Genomic DNA, 19,852 nt, shown 5'->3' with positions numbered 1-19,852 from the left:
TATGCACGCCCAACATCAAAAACGTAGTGCATAGATAAGTACACCGATAAGTAGAATTACCGATAGAGCAAATGCATTCTTCAGCCATCGCGGTGTGCTGCTTCTGGAACGCCGGCGCATCTGTGTAGGACGTGCCATTAATTCCTTCCACGATTTTGCAGCATGGTCTGCATTCTGGAATTGTCCCCGTAGGGCCACTATAATCCATTCACGAAAAGGGGCCAGCCGTTCGCTTTTTTCCACCAACATCACAAGTTGACTCACATTCCGCAATTGTGGGAGGCCATCTGCAGCCAAAGACTTCAGCGCGTCCGCTTCCAAAATGTGAATCATCAAAAGCGCATACGCAAACACATCATATGTAGCATCCGCAGTTCGGCTACCTGCATTCCAAAATCCCCGGTCATACCATTCCGTGAACTGTTTAACGCTTCGTCCAATGGACGTTACCCCGCCATAATCAATCAGCTCGACATGACCGTAATCGGACACGAGTACATTTTGAGGTTTGAGATCACCAAATACCCAGCCTGCCTGATGTAATTGAGCGAGTCTCTGCAACAATCTTAATCCAACCAGCAGTGTCCAGTCCGTTCCCTGACGCCGAATGAAATGATGGAGAGCCTCACCCCGAACGTAGCGCATCACATAAAAAGGAATATCCCGTCCACGAACGGCATAATCATCCACATCTTTAAGATAGGAAGGAATGCCGCTCTGCCGAAGGGCTTCATGATTACGCTGTAATTGAAATGATTTGAGTACATTGATCTCCGATTGCAAATCAACCGGGTCAAATCCCATTTTGAGCGCATAATGTTTGCCATTCTCTCCACGCTGGACGAGGAAAACAACCCCATTGGCGCCTCTGCCCAGCAACTTTCGAATCGTATACCGACTTCGGTTCCATTTCCCCGTAATGACGGTTCCTGGCGGGAAAGAGGCATCAGACAACGTTGTCACCGAGCATCCCTTCTCTTTCAATGCGATAGTTCCCTTCTATTTCCTGCTGTTCCTCCAGTGTACCATAACGGTAAAAATCAATCACCTTCTGAATTGCAGGGCCTGTCGGTGTTGCACCCTTTGTTTGCAACCGTCCAAACAAGGAACGAACACGCCCGGGATCATCGGTCCAGTCGATATCCATTACCGCATCCTCTCCGCTGTGGCGGCCTGGAAAATGAAATACAGATAAACGACTTTTGCCTACTCGTGCCTGCAGGCTTAACATCAAATCCCGAATCCCTTCTTCTACTGCTGCCAGTTTCGGTTTCATACTTGCACTGACATCAATCAGAAGTGTGACCTGCAGGGCGGCATTTTCCGTCAGATTGTCAATCACTTCCACAACCTGTGAGCGCTGGGATGGTTCCAGATCCGTTACAGTCTTGGTCCCCTTCTCTCCCAAAATTTGTGTTAACTCTCTATTAACCGCCTGTTGAATGGTCTGAACCACTGTTTTTCTCGTCATCATCTGCATCGTATGGGCAAGCTGTCTTGTGCCTACAGTCTGACTGATGCCTCCGCCAGCTCTCGCAATATCTTCAATCTCCCGACTACCCAGCTCGCCAATCGTGCCATAATCAATTACACCTACGACATTGACTGTAATACCCTCTTCGCGTGCCTGCGCCGCTGCCAGTACCGGGCTTACCCCCACATTGGAACAACCGTCGGTGATCAACAAAATTTGTTTCATCCGATATCCCTCCGTTTTTCGTACTCTCCAACTCTATGACTAGCATTGCCACATTGAAGAGAGTTCAAACGGATTCGAATAGATTTAACTTACGGTGCGAGGACGCTCCATACGATTAATACCAGGCACACGTAAGGTGGCCCATTCCGGGCGATAATGTTCAACTTTGCCAACCACAACGGTCATGTCATCCAAAATCTCTTGCTGCTGATAGCGAATAACACTCTCAAGCAAGCAATCTGCGAGTTCCTGCGGATCATCCGTATGAATCTCCTGAATAAGTCGTTTCATCCATAGCTCTTTATTGACTGCATATCCTGGAGCATCATAGATGCCGTCCGTCATCATGATCAAGATATCACCCGGCTGTAACTGAAGGGTGACCAAATCGACCTCAATATCTTTAATGATCCCAATCGGTAGATTGCTCGCTGAAACTTGAATAACCTCCTGCCCACGTTTAATAAAGCTTGGGGTCGAACCAATTTTCATAAACGTTGTCTCTGCCGTATATTCATCGATCAATGCCATATCTACGGTGGCATACATCTCCTCTGGAGAACGCAGCATCAGCACCGAATTGACAGATTTGATTGCTAATTTCTCGTCCATGCCCGATTGAAGCAGTTGCTCCAAAATATTTAATGCAGCACTGCTCTCCATACGAGCCCGTTCCCCGTTGCCCATCCCGTCACTAAGTGCCACTGCAAACGTACCGTTGCCAAGTTCCACAGTGCTGAAGCTGTCTCCCGACATCACATCGCCTCCTTTGGCGGCGGCAGCTACACCTGTCGTGATCTCGAATGTCTTCGCTGAACCGAAGGTTACGGTTGCCAGTCCCTGACGGGGATCAGTCATGGTCTCATGCAACACAGCAATATGCTCGTCCAGCACGTTAGAGATCAGCGGAGCGATCATTTTACGGCATTCATCGAACCCTCTCGTATATGCATGTACAATCTCAATCTCCACATTACCAGCTTCCAGATTAATAATCTCTATAGAATGAATAGATAGTCCCAATGACTCCAGTGCATCCCGAATTTGTTCTTCCTGCTGTACCATCTCCTCACTTTCGCGTTGAATTTCTTTGGCCAAGTCCTCCATCACCTGTGATACACCTGACAATTGCTCAGCAACCAGCTGACGGCTGTCCATAATCTGGCGTTTCCATTGCATATTATGCTGATGCAGGCCATATTGGGCACGCATCACTTCGAGTACCTCCTCCGGCTTGGCACACACCCGGTTCCATTCCACCGGAATTTGGTCACCTGACATCTCCGGGTTTGTCTCAATGGAACTCATCACATCGGTCATATAGCTATAAGTTTGAATAAACTTCGCATCCCAGCATTGCGCACGCTTGAAGCACCCTGCACAAGTACCCTCAGCAACCGCGTTCATGAAATGATCCATCCCGCCTTCTTTATGTACCGGCTCCCCCGTGCCGGACATCTGATCGAAGCTGCGTGACAACTGACGGAACACCTGTGAGAAGCGTGTTACTCGCTCCGCCGTAATGTCCCGAATGCGTTTCGCATATTCATGCTGGGATTTGGTATGATCCTGTGTGCCTGGTACGTATTTGGAGATTGCTGTGAACATGCTTTTGGGTGTTAACATAAACAGGACGATAGCTGCACACGTCTCCCACAAGGAATTCATCACGTCACTCGGGCCGCCCAAATAAATCGATAGAATAGATGAACCTAGCAACATCCCTAGGGCAACCCCCATACGTTTCCCCTCACGAAGCATACCTGCCAACATCCCGGCAAAAGCAAGCAAGCTCATCTGATACACGGCAGACATATCGGCGAGACTCAGAATTAACCCCGTAATCACTCCAACCGATGCACCCAGGGGGGCTCCGCCCACCAGCGCAAAGACGAGAATAAGGTAACGGGAAAGCATATGCTCCACCGAAAGAGACTGAATGGTCCACCCAACTGCCCCAGTCATCACGGAAGCCAGCAGGATAATCAGACACAAAATCTCCTCGTTCTTTAGGCTGAACTTTTTTTTGCGATACGTAAAAATGGGGATAGCCTGAATGAATACAAGGGTTAATACGAAACTTAGCACGGAATCCATGGTGAGCATCAACATCGCATACCAACTGAACGAAGGCCCAATCACAACGGCAAATAGCTTCACCATAAAAGTTGTCGTAAACACCATTACTGGTGCATAAGATAATTCAGCACGGTCGTAAGACTCGAGCCCTCGGAACAGCAGATAGAAGATGGCAATCTCAGAGGCTACAATTAACGAAACCGGGAATGGTGCAAACAGACTCCCTGCGAGTAATGCCGCACCAACGGGTATCATATAATCCCTGCGCATAAAAGCAATCACGGCAAAGTATGCAATCGCAAAAGGAGTTAATTCATTGAGGATCATCGCCTTTCCCAATAAGAACCCCATAAAAGTAAGTAGCAACACCCACTTGCGAGATGCCACAGCCTGGACAGCCTTGCGGGAACCCAGCCACTGTTTCAGACGTACCGACAGCTCCTCCCGAGCTGCAGCACCCCCCTTGCCTGCTTTCATCCCCGGAAATTGAATGACATTCCACTTCTCCATCATGCTCAAGGCACCCCATTCGATTATTTGATTTCGTGTTTCACTCTCGATGGTTCTGATTATAGATAGAATAGAAGACATAGTTTGTCAGAATAGCTGGACGACCTTCAAAAAGTTTACGACAAAAGAAACCGCTGCGGCGCGATGGTGTGAAACCCTCGGCCTTATTGTGCTTTCCAGCATTTTTGAGCAAACTGTTGAACGGTGGCATGTCTGATTTTGAACGAGAAGTTAGAGGGTGTCGTCATGATCTGAGCAGAATAACTGGAGAATGCCATGGAAACCTGTCGGTAAAAAATAGGAGACGACAAATGTTCTTATTCTCCCCTGCACAATGTAAATCATGAAGAAATCATGTCGCGTTTTACCTAAAAATAAACTCCTAGCCGATGTTTCATCGAAATATGAAATGGTCATCAGATTATATAAAATAAGCACAAAAAAACCGTTAGCCAGTAGGCTAACGGTTTTACTTATATATTCAAATCAGGTTGAAACAGATTACACACGCTTAGCGCCGCGGCCACCACGTTTGCCTTCTGTATTCTTCTTGAGCGAAGAGATCCGTTCCTCGCTATCTTTCAGGAAGCGTGACATTTTATCCTCAAATGAAGGTTTGCCTGCTGCGGGCTTGAAAGAACGGCCTCCGCGGTCACGGTTAAATCCACCGCCGCCACCACCACGACCTTGGCCACCACTTGGGCCTCCGCCGCTGAATCGTTCGCGATCTCCTCCACTGCGTTCCGGTCTAGGAGCTCTTGGGGGTCTGGATTGAGTTTGTTGCTCTACCGGTTTGTCAACAGCCTGTTTGATGGAAAGTCCGATCTTGCCGTCTTTGTCAACGTTGATAACCTTTACTGTGACTTGGTCATTCAGCTTCAGGTGGTCGTTGACATCTTTGACGTAATTGTCGGCGATTTCCGAGATGTGAACGAGACCCGTGACACCTCCTGACAGATCCACAAATGCTCCAAAATGCGTGATTCCTGTCACCTTGCCCTCTAACTTGGTGCCCACTTCAATTGCCATAGAATAAAATGATCCTCCCTTAAAAATATACAACCCGATTTTTTGAATGCCAAAATCATGCTGTGCTAAATGTAATTATACCTTATGCCATAAACCAAGGTCAACTGAGCACTACCCCATTGTAACGCCTATTTTTTCCGGTTTACGCGCATAAGACTCATGGAAAACAAACCTTGCTTAGCAAAAGACTGGATTCCATCAGTTCCCTGACCCTTCGACCTGAATTGGTGTTTCTTCAGGAAGATAGTAACCTTTTTTTCGTGCCAGCTGTCCTATGTATTCAGGGTCCTTCAACCGACTGACCTCATACTTCAGCTGCTCGAGCTGTTTCTGCGTATCCTGCTGCGAAGTTTGCTGTGTGGCCAAGTAATCACTCTTGTCCGAAATTTGCGCATTCTGTACAAGAAACGTATATCCTGCCCAGATCGCAAATACAGCAACAAATGTCAACCAAAGCATCAGACGCCTTCGTGCACCAGCAGATTTTCCCTGATTAGCTGGGCTCTTCTTACTACCCACAGGTGTTCTACTCATTCCCCGGACGACCTCCTTGAAACCAGCGTTTCCATATCGCTGCAATTCTTGTACCCGCTTGGATCATCCATCGAGGCGTTACCCAATTTCTCAGTAGCGGCCTAAACATCCAGCGGAACAAATTGCCGAAAGGGATTAAACATTGCAACACCAGCTTGCCCAGGAACAGCAGGATCGCGATGATGAAACCAAATATTACACGAACCAATCTGTATATTCCCTTCGCTGGCACAACAATCAGGATGTTAAGGATATGTCCACACCACTGGATGAGTGTTCTCGCGAGTTTAATTAACATTACCACAAAACGCTGGGTTGTAACACTTAAAAGCCAAAAATAGAAGCAAACTCCGATAATCAGCCCCAAAAAGACATAAAACCGCAACTGTCCGTGGTTTCCGGCATACAACATCCGGAAAACGAACAGTGCGGAAGCGACCCAATACAACAGGTCTAACGTGTGGATGCTCCACCTCGGAAATCGCAGCTGTCCTGACAGTACCCGGTAACTGTCATAAGCTACACCCATCACAACTCCCGATAACACCATCCAGGTCAGTGTGATCCACTGCGCATCCAGAATCATCGGAACATCTTGCCAAACAGGCCTTTGCTGTTTTTGGACTGGGAACCGGGATCGAGATACTGAAGTGAACTAACCGTACCCTCAATGGATAAAAGACCTTCCTCCAGGCTCAGGTTTTTGATATGTAAATTGTGCCCCCGGATCGTCAGATGCCCAAGTTCGGTCTGTAGCAAGAACTCCTCACTGTCAAAGCTCTCCACATTCGAAACCCCTGTTAGATCCAGCAGTTTCCTATTTTGCATGTTTAGATAGTGCTGTTTAGCTTTTCCGTGCTCAGCCATGGCATGTACCCCTCCTTCTTTAGTACCTAGCTTATGGATGAGATACCCAGATTAGAACTCCTGTCTCTTTGATCTTTCCATTTGTCTCTGGGAAAAAACATAAAAGCGTCCTCCCTTTACTGGGAGAACGCTTCATTTAAATGATCTAAAGATGTATCAGAAATTTCTGTTACCAATCCATCCCGTTGTCCCTGGCAATCGGCTCTTCCTTAACCAAGGTATAGAGGCTGCTTGCCTCATCCTTCTTGGTACTCTCAGCAAGACGCTCCACCTTCACGGTGACTAGCTTCTGACCGAACTGAACCGTCAGCTCATCGCCTACCTTGACAGCAGCGCTGGGCTTGGCTTCCCGTCCATTTACAAGAACACGTCCCTGTTCAGAAACGTCCTTGGCTACAGTACGGCGTTTGATCAACCGAGATACCTTCAGGAATTTATCAAGACGCATTATTTTACAGCTTCTTTAAGTTTGTTACCTGCTTTGAATGCAGGAACAGTGGACTCAGGAATCACAATCTCATTCCCTGTTTGTGGGTTACGTCCCGTACGACCAGAACGTTTGCGGGTCTCAAAAGTGCCAAAGCCGATCAATTGTACTTTGTCTCCGCTGGCAAGTGCATCTGTAATTTCTCCTAAAAAGCCGTTCAATACGGACTCGACATCTTTCTTTGTCAAACCGCTTTTGTTTGAAATGTTGTTGATCAGGTCTGTTTTGTTCATGTTAAAAGCCTCCCAAATTGAAAAAAAAGTATCTGCGAGCCTTGGCTGTTTTAAAATAACCAAGTTGATTCTCGCACGGTTACTACACATGTATTCTGGCTTTCATGCTAAATTCCTGCCTTGACCAACGACTTTTTTTACTTATGCCGTTGCATGACAGAGAATCATCTTAGTCCAGTACCCGATATGATGTCTCTTCAAACACCAGACTCAATATAATGCTGAACACACGTTCGTATCATCATAACACACTGCCGAGCCTGATGGAATACGGTGTCTGGGTATTTTTACAAATCAGTAAAATCAGAGCCCGGCCTTCTTTGCCTGTTGCCAGAACCGCTCCATCTCTTCTACCGTACTTTCCGCAGGTGTTTTGCCCTGTTCACGCAACCGATCCTCAATGTACTGAAACCTTGCCACAAACTTGCGGTTCGTGGCGGCAAGAGCCTCCTCCGGATCTGTGTCAATAAAACGTGCCACATTCGCCGTGGCAAATAACACATCACCGAGTTCAAGCTTGCGTGCTTCTGCATCATGCCCTTGTTGTACCGCTTCTCTGAGTTCAGCCAGTTCTTCTTCGATCTTGGCAAAAACGCCCTCCACATCATCCCAGTCAAAGCCAACTTTGGCGGCCTTCTTCTGGAGCTTATATCCTTTCATAAGTGCAGGCAGATCACGGGGGATACCGTCCAGTACGGAAGTTTTTTCTACGTCCTGGCCTTTACGTTTTTTCTCCTCTGCTTTCATCTGTTCCCAGTTTTGCAGGGCTTCATTCGCGTCTTCGGCTTGATTATCGCCAAATACGTGCGGGTGACGGAAAATCAATTTGTCATTAAGTCCTTCTATAACATCATATACGTTGAATGTGCCAACCTCTTCCTCCATCTGAGAATGCAACATAATTTGCAACAACAGATCACCCAGTTCTTCTTTCATGTGATCCGGGTCATCCTCATCGATAGTTTCAATCACTTCGTATGTCTCTTCAATCAGGTTTTTACGAATCGACTGATGTGTCTGCTCCTGATCCCATGGGCAGCCACCCGGACTGCGAAGAATGTTTACGATCTCGTGCAATCGCGCGAAAGAACGGCGGCGTAATGCATCATCTATATTTTTCGGCACATAGATCAGTGACAGGTTGCCATATCCCGGGGTACGATCCAACTCATGCAGTGGTACCTTATGGATGACTTCCTGATCTTGTACACCAAGTGCATGGCCCACAAACACCGGATAATCATCCGGGTATACTTCCATTAGACATAGCTTCACATCGGATGCCGTAAAACCGTCGTAGACTTGTCCAATCAACGTATGCAGCTGGGGTTGTATCAATTCGGGGCTGAGGCTACTTGCATCAAGCAGTTGAAAGCCTTCAATAGGGTCGAATCCAAGTCGGATAAAGGCTTCATCCAGGAAGCTCTCTCCGCCCATAATACGTAAGGAAATGCCCTGCTGCGGACAACGTTCTTTCAAAAGTCGTACACTGGCTTCGGCCACCATTGGATGGCCTGGTACAGCATAGACAATCTCGGTGCCTGCATCGCTGCTACGAGCCGCGTCGATTAATTGGTTCGCAATCTCATCGTAAACCTCCGGGAAGGAGGATTTGGACTCATAGATTGTGTCAAACGACGTCATCTCTAGCCCTTCCTGCTGTAAATCATTCAAGACAGGATGATCCAATGTGCGTACATACAATGTAGCCGCATGTTTCATTTTTTTAATAATACCTAAAGTCAGTTGGTCCGCATCTCCAGATCCAAGACCTACCACTGTCAAAGCTGCACTCATTACACTTAACCTCCATCCGAACCATCCTGCTTTTCCGAGCGACCTCTAACTCATGTACCATTTCAATGTGCGCATGAGCATCTCTCTTTTTTATCTGAACAGGATGGCGCTCAATAATTAAACGTATTATACCAGAATCTGTCTACATCCTATAATTGCATCCGCGTAGCTGTTTCATCGCTGTTCAATCGTACTGGCTCTCCATCAACTTGTAAGGTTGCTAGACAGACTGTAAAGGTATCCACAGGCGCAACGGTACCATAAGCATGCGCGGCAGCATCTAGACACCATAGCAACTATGATTTGGCTAGCGCAGTACACGCAGTCTGCGCAACAGCTGCGCCAGACGCGGCCCCAGCTTCGGCAAGGCCGCCAGCTCTGCGGCGGTCAGTAACCCTGTCCGGGCCGCGGCCAGCACAAACACGGCTGCGCCTGCGGCAATGCCCAGCAGGCTCACGCCCATCGCAGCCAGCCGATGCGTGGCTGCGATGCCCAAGCCGCCGAGCACTGCTTCGGCGGCCCAGGCCATGCCTAGCGCCGCCAGGCTCATGGCGGCGATCACCAGCGCCGGCTTCGCCAAGACGGCGCCAGGAGCAGGGCGCATGGCGGTGAGCCGCGCCAGAAGCACCACATTCAGGCCAGCCGCCAGCATATAGGCGGCTGCACCTGCAAGTGCCGCGCCGCTGATGCCCAGCGCTGGCACAAGCATGACGTTCAGCAGCACCTTGACGCCTGCGGCGGCCAGCATGCTGAACGCAGGAGCACGCACGGCGCCGAGGCCTTGCAGCAGCGCCGCCGCGATGATGCTGACGGTGCTACCTGCAGCCGTCAGCGCCATATACCGCAATGCTTCGGTGCCTGCGGCATCCCCGTACAGCATGCGGTTAATCGGGTCTGCCAGCACCGCAAGTCCTGCAGAGGCTGCCAGACCGATCAGCCAGAACCAGCGCAGCGCCATGCCCGCTTGCTTCCTGACGGCTTCTGGCCCGCCCTTCAGGCGCGCTTCGGCCATCGCCGGAATAAACAGCACCGAGAGTGACGTGGTAAGCATCGTCACCAGCTGCACCAGTGGCAATCCGCGGTTGTATATGCCGAAGGATACCATCGTTTGCATATCATCCAGCCCTTCACCGCGTAGCAGACGTGGAACGGTAAAGGTGTCCACCAGATTCATCAGGGGCACTGCCAGTGATCCAAGACAAACCGGAATGGCATAGACAAGCAAAGTACGCATCCATTCGGTATTTGAGCGTCTGATCTTCCGAGCTTGACCGCTTCCTCCAACTACTGCAACATCATGTTCCACTACTCCAGTATGCCGATCTGCCCCTGAATCCAAAGACTCTTCACATACTGTCTCTCCCTTTTTCTTGCGATCTTCTGTGTACATCGGCTCTCTATCCATCGAATGTACTTCCTGCTCTTTCCGCCGATGTCTATTTACGAATCCCAACATGACGATGAGCCCTGCACATCCTCCGGCTACCGAGCCTAACATTGCCCCGGAAGCAACCGTTTCAAGCGAAGCATCCTGGCGGATCAGCCATAATAACACCACAATCATGACCGTGACCCGCACCGTCTGTTCGACCACCTGAGATACGGCTGTAGGCACCATCTGCTGCATCCCCTGGAAGTATCCACGTAAACCTGTCATCAGCGGTACACATAACAAGGCCAGGGATGCTGCACGGATGGAAGGAATCACATGCTGATTTCCAATCAGACCTGCGATCCACGGTGCACTTCCATACATCACCATCGCGGTAATCATACCTAATCCGCCAAGCAACATCGAAGATAATCGTATAATTCTTCGGCTCTCGTCTGGTCTGCCGAGGGCATTCTGTTCAGCTACGAATTTGGATACAGCCAAGGGCAACCCAGCCGCAGCCAGCGTAATAATGAGCATATATAACGGATAGACCGTATTGTAGATACCAAAGACACCGTCTCCCCCCAGATTTTGAAGAGGAATTTTTTGAAAAGCACCAATGATTTTGGAGATAATGGCGGCAAGCCCAAGGATAAAAGCACCCTGTAGCAGCCTTGTTCCTGAAGATGGCTGTTTTATCAATTTCCCGGTTCCTTCCATGTGTATTCTGGCATTCAAACGAAGCATAAAGCTTCCTTTGCTATTATACCTGCCAGAAGGCACACAATACGAACATCCTTTGAGCCACAACCTGTGATCAGATCAAAACCTCTAGCCTCCCTGAAAGAAAGCTGCATCGGAAGCATATGCCTCGCCTTTATCACCGGATTTTCCCCTTTGGAAAAGGGAATCCAAAAAAATCTGGGGATAACAGCGATTGAAAGTTTATTCTGTCATCGGAGTACTTGTGTAAACACTTATAGTTCAACTTATATGTAAAAAGCAAAAACTCCCGTATGCCCGGTTCAGGCTCACAGGAGTCCATCTGCTATCTATTGTTCCATTTGTTTGCCAAGGAAGCCAGCAGCCGTCTCAGCCATTTTAGTCTCCATCTGAGACATCTTCACGGATTCATCCTTGTTGAACAGGATAACGGTTCCGATGGGATCACCACCAGAGATAATTGGCGCGATAACAAAAGAGGATAACGTCTCGTCATGATCTTTGCTAAGCTCATAAGTACCATTGGTTGCTTCCATAATTGTCTTACGGTTTTCCATGCAACTCTCCACAAGGCTGCCAACCTGTTTATCCAAATACTCTTTCTTGGATCCGCCTGCCACCGTGATAATGGTATCCCGGTCAGAAATCATCGTAACGTGACCTGTACTCTCATACAGCGATTCTGCATATTCTTTGGCAAAATCACCAAGTTCCCCAATGGGCGAATATTTTTTAAGAATAACTTCTCCATCCCGATCCACAAAAATTTCAAGCGGATCTCCCTCACGAATACGCAACGTACGACGGATTTCTTTAGGAATGACCACACGACCCAGGTCATCTATACGGCGGACAATACCAGTAGCTTTCATTTACATGTTGCCCCACTTTCTCGAGAAGATTTTTCAACTACTGTTCCTTAATGGGTAGAGGAAAGTCCCAGAACGTTTAGTGTGATTTCTTGACCATAGTATTCATCTGTTCCCATATCCTTATACATGCTTTGCGGAATATCGTGAATTAACTTTTTTATAAAGTAATAAAAATTGTATCTCCAGTCGTTTACGCTCCATGTAAACCAAAAAACGAAGCAACAGAAAGAACCGTAGTTCTCCCTGTACTTCGTTATAGGTTGTCCATATTACGGTGAATATAACCCGGTTCAGCAAGCTTCTCAGGCTTCTCTGAAACGCATGTTAAAATCACTGTGAGTCAAACTATTTACTGCTTGTACCTTCTTCGGTTTTTGCATCTTTGTCTGTTCCTGTTGTACCTTGATCTGTTTTCGCATCTGTACCTTTAGAATCGGTTTTTGATCCATCTGTTTTCGTGCCTTCTGTACCAGTACCTGTCGAACCTTCAGTAGTGCCTTCCTCTTTTTTCTCCGTTTTTGGAAGTTTCACTTCTTTGATGATTTTATCCAGCTCTTTTTGCATAAACGTATCGATTTGAGCAGCCGCCAGTTGGCTTTTCAGTGTCTCTTTTTGCTCTGCCGTCAACTTGGAGTAATCTGCTTCCGTACGTGCTTCCACTTTCATGATGTGATAACCGTACTCTGTTTCAACCGGATCACTGATTTTGTTCAGCGGCAATGTTTTTGCAGCTTCCTTGAAAGAATCTACCCAATTCGCAACAGGTGTATTTTCATAAAGTCCACCTTTTTCAGCAGATCCCGGATCTTCGGAATATTTTTTCGCAATCTCGGCAAAATCAGCGCCGCCATCCAGTTTCGCTTTTACTTCTTTTGCAAGCTTCAACGTGTCTTCTTTTTTACGATCTTTTTGCGTTTTAGGATCTTTAAAAGTAATCAGCACATGACGTACAGAAGCTGTTGTATACTGATCTTTGTTTTTCTCAAATTCTGCCTTCATGGCATCTTCGGTTACGCCTGTTTCTTTATCTTTGATTACCGTCATAATACGAGTCATGTAATCTTTAATGTTTTGGTCAGTCAATTTCTGAGTCTTTAACATTTCAGTCCATTGCTCTTCCTTCACGGAAGCCTTCATTTTGTCGAATTGTTCAGATGCTGTTTTGGCTCCAGCCGTTTTGGCTTCTTCACTTGCTTTGCCACTCAAATATTCATAAGCAATCTCTTGCTTCACGAGATATTCTTTAAAATCATCCATCTCCATCATTTGTGCATATTCCGGATAGAGGAATTTCATGACACGTTGTTCCATGTCGAATTCATTCGCTGTAATTGTGCCACCATCATACGTAGCTACAACAGCACTTTTATCTGTTGATTCCGGTGCTTTTGCTTCTTCCTTCTTGCCACATGCAGCAAGCAAGGACAGGGACAGTACTGCTACCATACCTACGGACAGCACTTTTCCCACTTTTTTATACTTTGCTAACATCTTTTAGTTCCCCCTTTGATTTAAAAGCAGTCTTCATGGATTCCAGAAACTTTTCTACCAGCTCCATCAGTTGCTTATCCCCAAGACCCTTGCCTTTGACATGAATCAGCATATGGGGTCCTTGTTCAAATTGTACACGTCTTTCGAACTGATTTCCAATGTGTGCGATTTTTGACAACTCGAAGGCATGTTCACGTCCTTCATAGAACTTGACTGTAAGATCATCGCCACGCTGTGTGATGGACTCAATACCATAGATTTTGCCATACACTTTGAGGCGGGCTACTGCCATCAAATTAATTACAGCTTCCGGTAAATCACCGAAGCGGTCAACCAGTTCGTCTTCCAGTTCCATTGCATCGTCGAAGGAAGCAATAACTGCGACCTTTTTATAGATCTCAATCTTCTGAATACTGTCATAAATATAATCCGATGGCAAGTAGGCATCGATACTGAGATCTAGCGTTGTATTCCACTGATCGGAAGGTACAGGCTCTTCGCCCAGCATTGTAACTTTACGTTTGTTGATCTCTTCCGCCAGCATCTGTGAATACAGATCGAACCCGACGGAGGCGATAAAGCCATGTTGCTCTGCTCCGAGCAGGTTACCGGCCCCACGGATGGACAAGTCTCGCATTGCAATTTTGAAGCCTGAACCAAGCTCTGTGAATTCCTTGATGGATTGCAGACGCTTCTCGGCAACTTCCGTAAGCACTTTGTCCCGTTGGTATGTGAAATACGCGTAGGCAATCCGGTTAGACCGTCCTACCCTTCCACGCAACTGATACAGTTGGGAAAGTCCCATTTTGTCTGCATCATGCACAATGAGTGTATTTACATTCGGAATGTCCACACCTGTTTCAATGATACTCGTGCTCACCAGTACATCATACTCTCCGTCCAGGAAGTCGAGAATCGTCTTCTCCAGCTCGGTTTCTGTCATCTGCCCATGCCCAACACCCACTTTGGCTTCTGGCACCAGATCCGAGATTTCGGCTGCCATCTCCTGAATGCCTTGTACCCGGTTGTAGAGATAATATACCTGACCACCACGCGCCAACTCACGCTCAATCGCTTCACGAACAAGAGCCTGACTATGCTCTACCACGTAGGTCTGAACGGGGAAACGGTTCTCTGGCGGTGTCTCAATAACGGACAAGTCACGTACACCCAACATGGACATGTGTAAAGTACGCGGAATCGGGGTTGCCGTGAGGGTCAACACATCCACGTTGGTTTTGAGCTTCTTGAGCTTCTCTTTATGTGTTACGCCAAAACGTTGCTCCTCATCGACAATAAGCAATCCCAGATCTTTGAACACCAGATCCTGTGACAGCAAGCGATGTGTACCAATAACAATGTCTATTGTACCGGCTTTGATACCTTTGGCGGTCTCATTCTGTTCCTTGCGGGAACGGAATCGGCTAAGGACATGAATGTTAAACGGATAACCGGAGAACCGCTCACGGAACGTTTCATAGTGTTGCTGAGCCAAAATTGTGGTCGGAACCAATACCGCTACCTGTTTGCCCTCGATTGCCGCTTTAAATGCAGCCCGAATCGCAACTTCAGTTTTCCCGTAACCAACGTCTCCACACAATAAACGATCCATGGGACGGTTTTGTTCCATATCTTTTTTGATTTCTTCAATCGCGCGCATCTGATCACGTGTCTCATCGTAAGGGAACATGTCTTCGAATTCTTGTTGCTCTGCGGAATCCTTGTCGAACCCATAGCCTTTAGATGTTTGACGTTCTGCGTACAGCTTGATCAGATCATCGGCGATATCCTGAACGGATGAACGAACCTTATTTTTAACCCGTGTCCACTCGTTACCGCCCAGCTTGTAAATTTTCGGCTCCTTCTCTTCGGAACCCACATATTTCTGAATGAGATCAATCTGTTCAATCGGAACAGACAATTTGTCGCCGCCTGCATACAGAATGTGCATGTAGTCTTTGTGAATACCAGCAACCTCAAGCGTACCAATCCCGAGGTATTTACCAATTCCGTGGTTCTGGTGAACGACATAATCGCCCACTTTCAGCTCGCTATAGGATTTGATACGCTCGGCATTATCGATGTTTCGAATCGGTTTACGGGCTTTACGCTGCTTCTGTGAGAACATCTCACCTTCTGTGATCACCGCCAAATGAATGGACGGCATCTCGAATCCCGTTTGCAAATTGCCATTCAGCATCTCCGGCTCAGGAATGTCGTAATCCTGCAATACCCGGCGCATCCGGTCCATCCGTTCCTCACCATTCGCAAGCATCAACACCTGAACACCGGCTTTCTGCCAGCGTTCCATCTCCGCCTTCAGCACGTTCATCTGTCCGTGGAAATCCTGCATGCCCCGGCTGATAAAGTTCAGAATATTCTGTGGCTGGGTATGCGGAACCTGACGCAAAAAGATCGACATAAAGATGGTCTGGAATGGACGCTCATAGAGCAAATCATCCCCATCTGCCGATAACGGCAGATCCGGCAAGGTTTTACCATTTTGCATCAGATGCAAGTTCCACTCCGATTCGTCTCTGTCCAGTTGTTTCGAGGTTTCCGACAATCTCGCCGGCTCATCCATCACTAGAATGGTATCTTCTGGCATATAGTCGTAAATCGTTTTATTTTCAGGATAAAGCGGGGAGATGTATTTGTACATTTCTGAAAAGTAGACATGCTGACGCAGCAACTCAATCTCTCGATGCATCTCTTCCCGAAGGCGCAACTTGGCCTGGCGGTCCGTCATTTTCTCCAGCTGCTGTTCAAGCAAAATTGCCGCCGTATCCGCCGCCTTCTCCATACGCTCCCGATCAGCGATTAATTCTTTACATGGCAAAACAGTAATTTCCTCTATCCGTTCAATGGAACGTTGATCCGCAGGGTCAAATGTACGAATGGAATCGATTTCGTCGTCAAATAACTCCACCCGATATGCAATCGATGAAGTCACTGGATAGAAGTCAATAATACCTCCACGTACACTCATCTCTCCGCGAGATTCAACTCGCTCTACACGTTCATAGCCAAGCATTACCATCTCAAGCAAGAACGAATCCAGTTGAAGCGTGCTGCCTTGCTTAATCTGGATATGTGCATTTGCCATGACTTCCGGGAGCGGAACATAACGTCTTACCCCTGAAAAAGGAATGACAACAATACCCCTGAAACCCTGGGCGCAACGAACCAATACTTCAATGCGCTGAGCAAGTGTCTCCGGACTAGATACCGCTGCCTCAGCAGCAACAAGTTCATTCGCAGGATAGATCAACACCTGATCTGATGAAAGCGCTTCCTGTAAATCTTCCGCTATTTTTTGTGCGGCAAACATATTATGTGTCACGACGAGCAGTGGTCGATCCATCTCTTGGTGCAGCGTAGCCAGCATGATCTGACGAGCCGAACCGGATAGGCCCGAAACCAATTGCTCCTTCATGCCGGATTTAACCCCGGCTGTAATGGACGCAAAGTCCGGATCTTTGGAAAAAGCCTGTATGAGTGCTTGTAACAAAAGGGGCACCTCTCTTATAACTTTCTTGATTATAGATTATTGCACATCGATGTGCAGCATCTTCGGTCATTGGGATTTTTCAAAAACTGGATACTTATTCCTTTTTGTCCTGTTTCATCATAAAGGATTACTCCAAACATTTCCACATCTGTTCCTACAGGACCACTCTGAGTTCTATTACAAAGTTGAATACACCCTTGATTCTGTCCCAACTGAAAAGAAGCCTCAGCAGGCTGCCAAGGCTATAAAAAGGGCAAACCGCTGTAACCGCGGTCATCCTCTCTGTCATTTTTCAACATTTATCCATTCAATAGCATTAATTAAATCCCTACAGGCAATAGCTACTGGAGCGGATTTGCAAGCAGGCTCAGCTCGGGGTTGTGTTCCAACGCTTCCTTACAATAATCGCATGTAATCCGAACGGTAACATCACCACCGGAATTATACGCTATTATATCCCTCCGCTCGTCGGGGGTCAAGAAATGAAAACCGAGCTGTGCTTCCGTAATTTTAGCCGAATCAATCTGGCCAATAAAGGTACGGCAATGCCGACATACATAATTCACTGACATAGTTATGCCTCCTGAACATGGTTTATACATCCAGTATGCCCAAGTTGTCCGAATCAAAGTCGTCAATTTAATTTTTTTCCAGTGTAAATTCCATATTACTGGAATGCATCAGCCGTTGAATTTCGCCATCGTTTGCTCGAACGTATTCGTCAAACTATATTCCAGTGCATCACATGTTTGCTCAATCGTCTGCTCCAGCGCTTCTTTTTCTTTCTTCATGAACGTTGACAGTACGTAGTCTACAATGGCATGTCCCGGATCAGGCCTTGATATCCCCATACGAACCCGGTTGAACTGCTGTGTACCTGTGTGCTGAATAATGGACTTGATTCCATTATGTCCACCGGCGCTACCCTGATAACGCAATCGTACCTTGCCGATTTCTGTATCCATATCGTCGTATACAACGATTAGATCTTCCAGGTTCACTTTATAAAAATCCATGTAAGCTCGTACCGATTCACCCGAAAGGTTCATATAAGTCATCGGTTTGATCAGTACTGTTTTGACGCCGCCAATGTTGCCTTCTCCGATCAATGCTTTACACTTGTTCTGTGTAATCGAAATGTTATGGCGATCTGCCAATCGATCCAGTGCCATAAAACCGATATTATGCCGGGTTTTGGCATAGTTTGAACCTGGATTCCCAAGTCCGACAATCCACTTCATCTTGTTCCCTCCTTCGAGCATCCATTAGGTGAGGCATAGACTTCGAATGTTATATTTCATATAATATCAGGAAAGTACGTATTGAACATTTATCCACCCAGGAAGGTGAGCGGGTTTTGCGCGAAGATAACGGACAACTGACTCAACATAGTGACTTTATTTATCATCTGGAACATCACGTGCCTGTGCAGGTGTACGACCGTGATACCCATATCGAGATTGGTGTGATTACCCGTTTCGATAGTCAATTTGTCGAAATTGCCGATACACTCTTTCACAGACGCCGCTTCCGTTTTATTTCCCGCCCGGGATATTAATGCGCCAGGCGGTTTTCTATCACATTAAAAACGGCACGCCGACAGGGGTTACATTTTCCGTTCAACCGGAAGACGTAACCCCTCTACTACTTTATGCAGACATCCTATTCAATTTCAAACAGCTTGCTGATTGACAATTCCTCATGAACCCGGATGATGGCTTCCCCAAGCAATGGTGCTACAGAAAGCACTTTAAGTTTGCTTGTTGGATTTGCATGTGTAATTGGAATTGTATCCGTCACGATGACTTCCTTCAGCGGTGCATTTTCCAAACGTTCCATCGCAGGGCCAGACAATACCGGGTGAGTACAGCATGCATATACTTCCTTCACGCCGCCTTCCATGAGAGCATTCGCTCCTAGTACAATTGTTCCGGCAGTATCAATGATGTCATCTATCAGAATCGCTGTTTTACCTTCGATATTACCGATAATATTCATAACTTCGCTGACGTTCGGCTCAGGACGACGTTTGTCGATAATCGCAAGCGGTGCATTCAGGAAATCAGCCAGTTTGCGCGCACGAACCACACCACCGTGGTCAGGTGACACCACAACCGGGTTTTCGATCTGTTTCGAGCGGAAATATTGCGCCAGAATCGGCACACCCAGCAGATGATCGACTGGAATGTCGAAGAATCCCTGAATCTGCATCGCATGCAAATCCATTGCGATTACACGTGTTGCGCCTGCTTTTTCAATCAGGTTGGCAACCAGCTTGGCCGTAATCGGGTCACGTGAACGTGCTTTGCGATCTTGGCGCGCATATCCGTAATACGGAATAACTACGTTGATTGTTTTGGCCGATGCACGTTTCAATGCATCAATCATGACCAGCATTTCCATCAGATTGTCATTAACCGGCAAGCAAGTTGACTGCACGATATATACGTGGCAACCACGAACACTCTCGGAGAGTTTCACTTGAATCTCGCCATCACTAAAGCTGGTTGTATGAGATTCACCCATAGGAATCCCGATATAATCAGCAATTTGATGAGCAAGCTTGGGGTTAGAATTGCAAGTAAATATTTTTAATTTCGAGTCAAAATAAGTCATAAAATAAAAACCCTCCGTGCTGGTTCATT

18 protein-coding genes are annotated in these 19,852 nt (G+C 47.2%); 1 reads left to right on the top strand and 17 read right to left on the bottom strand.

Going from position 1 to position 19,852, the window contains the following annotated elements; all coding sequences use genetic code 11:
- Positions 1–15 precede the first annotated feature (15 nt).
- From MKY23_RS00275 to pth, 16 genes are all read right to left on the bottom strand, one after another.
- Positions 16–963, bottom strand: coding sequence for a protein kinase (locus MKY23_RS00275; RefSeq protein WP_090924624.1), 948 nt, complete (start codon positions 961–963; stop codon positions 16–18).
- On the bottom strand, positions 947–1,699 hold the full coding sequence (locus MKY23_RS00270) for a VWA domain-containing protein (protein ID WP_090924623.1): 753 nt from the start codon (positions 1,697–1,699) through the stop codon (positions 947–949). The genes MKY23_RS00275 and MKY23_RS00270 overlap by 17 nt, the downstream gene beginning before the upstream one ends.
- An 84-nt stretch (positions 1,700–1,783) precedes the next feature.
- The gene (gene spoIIE / locus MKY23_RS00265) at positions 1,784–4,291 is read right to left on the bottom strand and encodes a stage II sporulation protein E (RefSeq protein ID WP_221788853.1); all 2,508 of its coding nucleotides are present in this window, start codon (positions 4,289–4,291) and stop codon (positions 1,784–1,786) included.
- Between the two features lie 498 nt (positions 4,292–4,789).
- Positions 4,790–5,317 carry a S1 domain-containing RNA-binding protein gene (locus MKY23_RS00260; RefSeq protein WP_090924622.1) on the bottom strand — a complete coding sequence of 176 codons (528 nt, stop codon included), beginning with the start codon at positions 5,315–5,317 and terminating at the stop codon, positions 4,790–4,792.
- Positions 5,318–5,515: 198 nt separating this feature from the next.
- Positions 5,516–5,851, bottom strand: a complete 336-nt coding sequence (locus MKY23_RS00255) for a septum formation initiator family protein (RefSeq protein ID WP_090924621.1) — start codon at positions 5,849–5,851, stop codon at positions 5,516–5,518.
- Positions 5,844–6,437, bottom strand: a complete 594-nt coding sequence (yabQ, locus tag MKY23_RS00250) for a spore cortex biosynthesis protein YabQ (protein ID WP_339834384.1) — start codon at positions 6,435–6,437, stop codon at positions 5,844–5,846. The genes MKY23_RS00255 and yabQ overlap by 8 nt, the downstream gene beginning before the upstream one ends.
- On the bottom strand, positions 6,434–6,718 hold the full coding sequence (gene yabP / locus MKY23_RS00245) for a sporulation protein YabP (RefSeq protein ID WP_090924619.1): 285 nt from the start codon (positions 6,716–6,718) through the stop codon (positions 6,434–6,436). Before yabP ends, yabQ begins: the two co-directional genes overlap by 4 nt.
- A gap of 169 nt (positions 6,719–6,887) precedes the next feature.
- Positions 6,888–7,166 (bottom strand): RNA-binding S4 domain-containing protein, encoded by a 279-nt coding sequence (locus MKY23_RS00240; protein ID WP_339834380.1) that lies wholly within the window; start codon positions 7,164–7,166, stop codon positions 6,888–6,890.
- On the bottom strand, positions 7,166–7,438 hold the full coding sequence (locus MKY23_RS00235) for an HU family DNA-binding protein (protein ID WP_090924617.1): 273 nt from the start codon (positions 7,436–7,438) through the stop codon (positions 7,166–7,168). The genes MKY23_RS00240 and MKY23_RS00235 overlap by 1 nt, the downstream gene beginning before the upstream one ends.
- 303 nt (positions 7,439–7,741) lie before the next feature.
- On the bottom strand, positions 7,742–9,235 hold the full coding sequence (mazG, locus tag MKY23_RS00230) for a nucleoside triphosphate pyrophosphohydrolase (protein ID WP_339834377.1): 1,494 nt from the start codon (positions 9,233–9,235) through the stop codon (positions 7,742–7,744).
- A 307-nt stretch (positions 9,236–9,542) separates the two neighbouring features.
- Positions 9,543–11,309, bottom strand: coding sequence for an oligosaccharide flippase family protein (locus tag MKY23_RS00225; protein WP_339839114.1), 1,767 nt, complete (start codon positions 11,307–11,309; stop codon positions 9,543–9,545).
- Positions 11,310–11,662: 353 nt separating this feature from the next.
- Positions 11,663–12,205: a stage V sporulation protein T gene (gene spoVT / locus MKY23_RS00220; RefSeq protein WP_090924614.1), complete on the bottom strand. Its 543-nt coding sequence runs from the start codon at positions 12,203–12,205 to the stop codon at positions 11,663–11,665.
- Positions 12,206–12,550: 345 nt separating this feature from the next.
- On the bottom strand, positions 12,551–13,696 hold the full coding sequence (locus MKY23_RS00215) for a peptidylprolyl isomerase (RefSeq protein ID WP_221788847.1): 1,146 nt from the start codon (positions 13,694–13,696) through the stop codon (positions 12,551–12,553).
- Positions 13,680–17,207, bottom strand: a complete 3,528-nt coding sequence (mfd, locus tag MKY23_RS00210; protein ID WP_154985686.1) for a transcription-repair coupling factor — start codon at positions 17,205–17,207, stop codon at positions 13,680–13,682. Before mfd ends, MKY23_RS00215 begins: the two co-directional genes overlap by 17 nt.
- 341 nt (positions 17,208–17,548) lie before the next feature.
- Positions 17,549–17,779: an anti-sigma-F factor Fin family protein gene (locus MKY23_RS00205; protein ID WP_090924611.1), complete on the bottom strand. Its 231-nt coding sequence runs from the start codon at positions 17,777–17,779 to the stop codon at positions 17,549–17,551.
- A 108-nt stretch (positions 17,780–17,887) separates the two neighbouring features.
- Entirely contained in the window at positions 17,888–18,448 is a 561-nt protein-coding gene (gene pth / locus MKY23_RS00200; RefSeq protein WP_090924610.1) for an aminoacyl-tRNA hydrolase, read from the bottom strand.
- Between the two features lie 116 nt (positions 18,449–18,564).
- On the opposite strand from pth, the gene MKY23_RS00195 reads away from it, so the two are divergent.
- Positions 18,565–18,765, top strand: coding sequence for a hypothetical protein (locus MKY23_RS00195; protein ID WP_090924609.1), 201 nt, complete (start codon positions 18,565–18,567; stop codon positions 18,763–18,765).
- A gap of 104 nt (positions 18,766–18,869) precedes the next feature.
- On the opposite strand, the gene MKY23_RS00190 is transcribed toward MKY23_RS00195, so the two are convergent.
- Positions 18,870–19,823: a ribose-phosphate diphosphokinase gene (locus MKY23_RS00190; RefSeq protein ID WP_017691370.1), complete on the bottom strand. Its 954-nt coding sequence runs from the start codon at positions 19,821–19,823 to the stop codon at positions 18,870–18,872.
- Positions 19,824–19,852: the final 29 nt, after the last annotated feature.

The organism is Paenibacillus sp. FSL R7-0272, from assembly GCF_037969905.1.
Lineage (GTDB): Bacteria > Bacillota > Bacilli > Paenibacillales > Paenibacillaceae > Paenibacillus > Paenibacillus polysaccharolyticus.
This window is presented reverse-complemented; position numbering and strand designations above follow the sequence as displayed.

What these genes read in the sequence shown, in the direction of transcription:
- MKY23_RS00270 (WP_090924623.1), bottom strand. Translation starts at nt 1,699, where the DNA reads ATGAAACAAATTTTGTTGATCACCGACGGTTGTTCCAATGTGGGGGTA.
- spoIIE (WP_221788853.1), bottom strand. Translation starts at nt 4,291, where the DNA reads ATGATGGAGAAGTGGAATGTCATTCAATTTCCGGGGATGAAAGCAGGC.
- MKY23_RS00260 (WP_090924622.1), bottom strand. Translation starts at nt 5,317, where the DNA reads ATGGCAATTGAAGTGGGCACCAAGTTAGAGGGCAAGGTGACAGGAATC.
- MKY23_RS00255 (WP_090924621.1), bottom strand. Translation starts at nt 5,851, where the DNA reads ATGAGTAGAACACCTGTGGGTAGTAAGAAGAGCCCAGCTAATCAGGGA.
- yabQ (WP_339834384.1), bottom strand. Translation starts at nt 6,437, where the DNA reads ATGATTCTGGATGCGCAGTGGATCACACTGACCTGGATGGTGTTATCG.
- yabP (WP_090924619.1), bottom strand. Translation starts at nt 6,718, where the DNA reads ATGGCTGAGCACGGAAAAGCTAAACAGCACTATCTAAACATGCAAAAT.
- MKY23_RS00240 (WP_339834380.1), bottom strand. Translation starts at nt 7,166, where the DNA reads ATGCGTCTTGATAAATTCCTGAAGGTATCTCGGTTGATCAAACGCCGT.
- MKY23_RS00235 (WP_090924617.1), bottom strand. Translation starts at nt 7,438, where the DNA reads ATGAACAAAACAGACCTGATCAACAACATTTCAAACAAAAGCGGTTTG.
- mazG (WP_339834377.1), bottom strand. Translation starts at nt 9,235, where the DNA reads ATGAGTGCAGCTTTGACAGTGGTAGGTCTTGGATCTGGAGATGCGGAC.
- spoVT (WP_090924614.1), bottom strand. Translation starts at nt 12,205, where the DNA reads ATGAAAGCTACTGGTATTGTCCGCCGTATAGATGACCTGGGTCGTGTG.
- MKY23_RS00215 (WP_221788847.1), bottom strand. Translation starts at nt 13,696, where the DNA reads ATGTTAGCAAAGTATAAAAAAGTGGGAAAAGTGCTGTCCGTAGGTATG.
- MKY23_RS00205 (WP_090924611.1), bottom strand. Translation starts at nt 17,779, where the DNA reads ATGTCAGTGAATTATGTATGTCGGCATTGCCGTACCTTTATTGGCCAG.
- pth (WP_090924610.1), bottom strand. Translation starts at nt 18,448, where the DNA reads ATGAAGTGGATTGTCGGACTTGGGAATCCAGGTTCAAACTATGCCAAA.
- MKY23_RS00190 (WP_017691370.1), bottom strand. Translation starts at nt 19,823, where the DNA reads ATGACTTATTTTGACTCGAAATTAAAAATATTTACTTGCAATTCTAAC.